This is a genomic window from Paenibacillus ihuae, from assembly GCF_001368795.1.
In the GTDB taxonomy this organism is placed as follows: Bacteria; Bacillota; Bacilli; order Paenibacillales; family Paenibacillaceae; genus Paenibacillus_AQ; species Paenibacillus_AQ ihuae.
In genome coordinates this window covers 2,659,649-2,665,234 of sequence record NZ_LN831198.1, presented here as the reverse complement: position 1 = coordinate 2,665,234, position 5,586 = coordinate 2,659,649, and the positions used below count along the sequence as shown (strand labels likewise).

The following is a 5,586-nucleotide window of genomic DNA, read 5'->3' as shown; positions in this document are numbered from 1 at the left end:
CTGGCTTTCAGTAATTTACCGAGAGGTCACAGTATGAAGTATGAGATTATTACGATAATTAACCTACTCAAAAAAAGTTCCCGGTGGGCGCTTCTACGACCGGCCAGCGATCATAATCAGACGTCCACGGGTAACGGTCAGCGTTCGCATAGACGCGCATCGAGGTTTCGATAGCGTTATTGACCCAGAAGATCGTCGCGTGTGTAAGTATATCATCCTTCGAAAAGACATTCTACGATCAAGCTTCAGGATCTGGGTTCGTATGCTCTCAGGGAGGTCGTCAGTGTAAATTGAACCGATCACGTGCTATTTCTATTAATTCGTCTACCTGTTTTATTGTTTTCACGTAACTATTCAGGTGCCCATCTTAAAGTCAACGAAAATAAGGGGTGCAGCGCACCCCTTAGGGAAAAAAATTAAATGGGAAGTGCAACATTCCCTTTAAACACGGACTGAATACTTTCGGACACTGGAAGGGAATGTTTTTTAGGGTGGATAGGAAGCCTCGTAGGTATTTCGCTGTTGCGCCTGTAGACAGAATCAGGGTATCTGTAGTCAGCTCGCCCATGCCTTAAACGGGCGTTGTCCCAGCTCCACACTGTTCACCCAGCCTGTAACAAACTTGGCGCCAAAACGTTCCCCTGCTTGCGCATATTGTCCATCAGGTCAGGACCCATAATACCTTCGGGAAAGCCAGGGAAATTCTCGACTTCCGTTGTAGTGGTAAGCTGCCCACCCGGCTGTGGCCTTCGATGACGAGCGGATTCAGATTGGCGCGGGCCAAGTAGATGGCTGCAGTCAATCCGGCAGGTCCGGTACCAATAATAATTGATTTATACATGACTATATCCTCCTTGAGATGGACGGTTAAGACGTCAGCTCTTACGGATCTTAATTAAAATAATTATAATCTAGTATTAATTATGCTCATCTCAAGGGAATATGTCAATATGCCAGACACGTTGTAATCGCACTCATTTTGTGAACAATTCAATTTCAAGAAATCAAATTTTCGAAAGGACTGAGAAATGAGCTGCTTTAGCTTTTTTTAGCGTAAAAGTCTCAGTCCATTGAGGATAACGAGTATCGTACTGCCCTCATGGCTAATGACACCAAAAGGAAGAGCAATCCCTTGCATAAAGTTGCTGAGAATCATAGTCGCTATTACCGTTACGGCAAAAACCATATTCTGCTTCACGATACGCTGCGAACGCCGGGCCAATGCAATAGTTGAAGCGATCTCTTCAATATTGTCATTCATCAGCACAACGTCGGCAATCTCCAGTGCTGCACCGCTGCCCTTCATACCCATGCCCATACCGACTGTTGCCGTGGCCAGCGCCGGCGCATCATTCACGCCATCCCCCACCATAATCACATTCCCGTACTGCTCGCGCAGCGCTTTGATATGCGTCACTTTATCCTCGGGCAAAAGACCTGCAAATACAAGGTCAACGCCGGTTCTCCCGGCAATCACTTCCGCCGTTGCCGCGCGGTCGCCGGTCAGCATCGCCACCTTGATGCCCAGCTCCTGCAGCTTACGCACCGCTGCTTCCGCCTGCGGACGCACCGTATCCTGCAGTGCAATCATTCCGGCAATACGTTCACCAGCAAGAATAAGCGATACAGTTTTCCCCTCTCCCTCAAATTGTTGACGCAGCGAAATCCACTGCTCATCCCCGTCCTCAGCTACGGTGTTATTCTGTTCATCCAGCAGATTGGATTTGCCAATTCTCCATAGCTGTCCGTCAATCAGCCCTTCAATCCCCCAGCCGGTCACGGACTTGCTCTCCTGAATAACTGGCAGCTCAAGGTGTTCATCCTCAGCCAGGCGGACAATTGCTTCCGCCAGCGGATGGCGGGACAATTTCTCAATCGAAGCACTAACCGCCAGCAGCTCATTCCGGTCATACCCTTCTCCGGCGATGAAATCAGTCACTTGCGGAATACCCTCAGTCAACGTTCCTGTCTTGTCAAAAGCAACCACTGAGGTCTTCGCCATATTCTCCAAATGGACGCCGCCCTTGAACAGGATGCCTTTGCGCGCGCTTTTGGATATTGCCGACAGCATCGCCGGCATAATGGAAGAGACCAGTGCGCACGGGGATGCCACGACAAGAAATACCATGGCTTTATAGAATGTGGCACTCCAGCTCCAGTCCAGCAAGAACGGAGGCAGAGCAATCAGTGCTACCGTAGCGGCTACCACTACCCGGGCATAAATCGACTCCAGCCGCTTAATGAACCGCTGCGACTCCGGCACTTCAGTTTCCGCCTCTTCGACCATTTTGATGATCTTGGCAAAAAGCGTGTTCCCCGCAGACTTGGTTACTTCTATATAAAGCGGGCCTTCACCATTAATTGTTCCGGCAAACACTTCACTGCCGACCGTTTTCTCGACAGGCAAAGATTCACCCGTGATGGATGCTTGATTGACAGCTGATTCCCCCTGGTAGATTGTGCCATCTGCAGGGATCAGCTCGCCGGGACGCACAAGCAGCAGGTCTCCCACTGCCAAAAGGTCAATCGCAACCTCGCTCATAATGCCCTTTTCAATGCGGACAGCGGTGGCCGGCTTAAGGGCCATCAGCGATGAAATATCCTTTTTGCTGCGTTCCATTGTATAGCTTTCCAGCGCTCCACTCAGTGCAAAAATAAAGATCAACATTGCTCCTTCATTCCAATAGCCGATCGATGCTGCACCCAGTGCGGCGGCAATCATCAGTAGGTTCACGTCAAGGTCATGCTCTTTGACCAGCGTCTCCACGCCCTCTTTCGCCGTGATCCAGCCGCCTAGCGCGTAGGAAATGACATATAGGATGATGGAGAACACTTCCGACCAGCCGCTGACAACCCAGGCAATAAGCATAAGTAATCCGCTGCCGAGAACGGCCTGCATTTCAGGATTGCCAAGCATGGCCATCGGATCGAAACGGCGTGGCTTCGGAGCCCGCGGCTGCTGCGCGCTGCCCTGGTGCGCCATTTGTTTAGGCATTTGTTTAGGCATTTGTTTAGGCATTTGTTTAGGCATTTGTTCTAATTTTGCTTGCATTGTAAATCACTCTCCTGATTAGTTTGTGGGGGATATTTGGCACCCTCCCCAGTGAGGTTATATGTGCTGCTGAGAATGAGAGCCATTATTAAGGCCCTTAAAATGACACATGCTATCCCGTCTCAGCCGGGATAGCATGGTAAATGAGAATGATAATCGTTGTTGCCATTGCACAAAATTATTTCCTTAGTGCAACTTATACTATTAATATAACATGTTCTCCGGGAAAGTAAAGCTAACGACACGGCTGATTTCACGGTTACAAGCTTAAGACAAACTGTGAATTTTCTCTGGCTTGTCCTATCCCACTAACGCCAAACACTAATCATTTGATGCCTAACAGGTGATAACTGAGGGGGAGGGTGCGTACCAAAAGCCATGGAGAGTACGGATGAATAGCGGTTATGTATCCAAGTGTGCATCCTGGGCAAATCTCAGGCATCAGAGAAGCAGGTTTGCGAAGAACTACCCTTTGGTCATAAAGAACAAACAGACCATCAGCGCTCCCACAACGGTATTTCTGCCAGTGTTTCTGAATAAATTCGCCCTTCGGACGATGTACACCTTTTCTACAAGAACAAAACGGCTGCACCGTCCTAAACTGGACAGAGTAGCCGTTTTAGGTTTTTCAGTGCTGAGGGGTACTTTGAGTTCCTAGCTCAGCCAACCTATACTTCTCCAGTAATTCCAGGCCGCCTTGGCTGTGGGGCAAGCCCAAGTGGAAAAAGTGTATTTATCCACTTACGCCCCCATTGCAAGGGATATTATGTTAAGGGGTTCTACCGATGAATCGGAACACGTGATTCGATTTACCTACCAAAGAGCATTACTAGCGGCAAAACAAGAATAGTGGAATGATATGGACAACGACCATCAACTGTGATGGTCATTTTGCTTCCAGATGGATATTATGAGAAAACAGCCGATTGTCTATGATCCGACAGTCGGCTGTACTTATTCAATCTGCAGCATTCGAACAAAATTTATTCAAAATCCTTGATCCGCTTTTTGCCTTTCGTTATAATAAACGACATTAATACACATTATTGACCTGATTCTTAGTCTCTGTGACGTCACCTTATCGTATGTCTCCGGTGCTTCCTGAAAAGCGTCTTATATTTGATCTACTAGTTTGCGGCAATTGTCATCCGCTGCATGAACTTGACCTGGAATGATCACATCATTAGCATAATGACTGCCAAACCAGTTCGCCAAAATCCACCTTGCAACCGAAGCCTCCCCTACTGTTGAACTGTACAAGCAATACTTTCATCATACGAAATGATAATGATTCTCATAATCAACCTTTTGCTTTAATGTACTGAATAATGCGTCATAAATATGTGATATTTGTCATCCTTGGTTGCTTTTTCAGTCTGTTTGTAGTTAGTTTGAGCATAAAGAAAAGAGTGTTCCAAGAACCGTTGTCGGCGTTTAGAACACTCCATGTTTCTATCCAGCTATTTAACTCGTGTACTTCTACATTTGCTACCCCTGCGAACAATATCCACACTCTCTAGGTTGCCCTTGTTTACCTATGTCCTTTACTTTGACCTTGCAAATTGACTAAGACTTACTCACGTTTAATACTCGCATGGCATTCAGGACCGCAATCATGGTCACGCCGACATCTGAAAATACTGCTTCCCACATAGTGGCGATACCAAACGCGCCTAAAATTAAGAATACAGCCTTTACACTCAGAGCAAAGATGATATTCTGCCAAACAATCCGACGCGTTCTCTTAGCAATTCGAATAGCTGTCGAGATTTTCGAAGGTTCATCTGTCATAATGACGATGTCAGCTGCTTCAATAGCTGCATCCGACCCTAATCCCCCCATCGCTATACCCACATCTGCCCGGGCCAACACTGGAGTATCATTAATACCGTCACCAACAAAAATTATTTTTCTTTAGGCGATTTACTCTGCATTAACTTCTCAATTTCTTCTACTTTATGCTGTGGAAGTAGCTCTGCATGCACTTCATCTATACCTAGCTGCTTACCAACTGAATCGCCAACCGCCTTTGCGTCCCCTGTCAGCATAACGATTTTCTTAATGCCCAATTCTTTCAACGAACGTACGGCCTTTGCGGAATCATCCTTTATTTCATCTGAAATGATAATAAAGCCAGCATATTTTTTTTCAATTGCAACATGAATAACCGTTCCTGACTCATTGGGCGCTTCAATGCCGTACTTGTTCATCAGCTTGATGTTACCTGCTAAGACCTCTTTACCTTGAACATTTACTTGTATCCCATGTCCGGAGATTTCATTATATCCGTCCAGTTGATCTTCCTTGATCTCCTTACCATAGGCCACCTTTATGGATTCAGCGATAGGATGAGTAGAATGCAGTTCTGCGAAAGCAGCATATTCAAGAAGTTCATCTTCGGATAATTCTGCGGCAGGGTTAATACTAGTAACTTTAAATGCTCCCTTAGTGAGTGTTCCTGTCTTGTCAAATACAACATATTTAACATTGTTTAAGGCTTCCAAGTAATTGCTGCCCTTGACCAGTATTCCTGT

Annotated in this window: 2 protein-coding genes and 1 pseudogene; all 3 read right to left on the bottom strand. The window is 46.5% G+C overall.

Annotation, left to right across the window (positions count from 1 at the left end; genetic code table 11):
- Positions 1 to 661 precede the first annotated feature (661 nt).
- Positions 662 to 841, bottom strand: a complete 180-nt coding sequence (locus tag AQR02_RS35130; RefSeq protein ID WP_277467767.1) for an NAD(P)-binding protein — start codon at positions 839 to 841, stop codon at positions 662 to 664.
- Between the two features lie 207 nt (positions 842 to 1,048).
- The gene (locus AQR02_RS12060; protein WP_408637898.1) at positions 1,049 to 3,007 is read right to left on the bottom strand and encodes a heavy metal translocating P-type ATPase; all 1,959 of its coding nucleotides are present in this window, start codon (positions 3,005 to 3,007) and stop codon (positions 1,049 to 1,051) included.
- A gap of 1,611 nt (positions 3,008 to 4,618) precedes the next feature.
- Positions 4,619 to 5,586: pseudogene (locus tag AQR02_RS34125) on the bottom strand (HAD-IC family P-type ATPase); the annotation flags it as partial.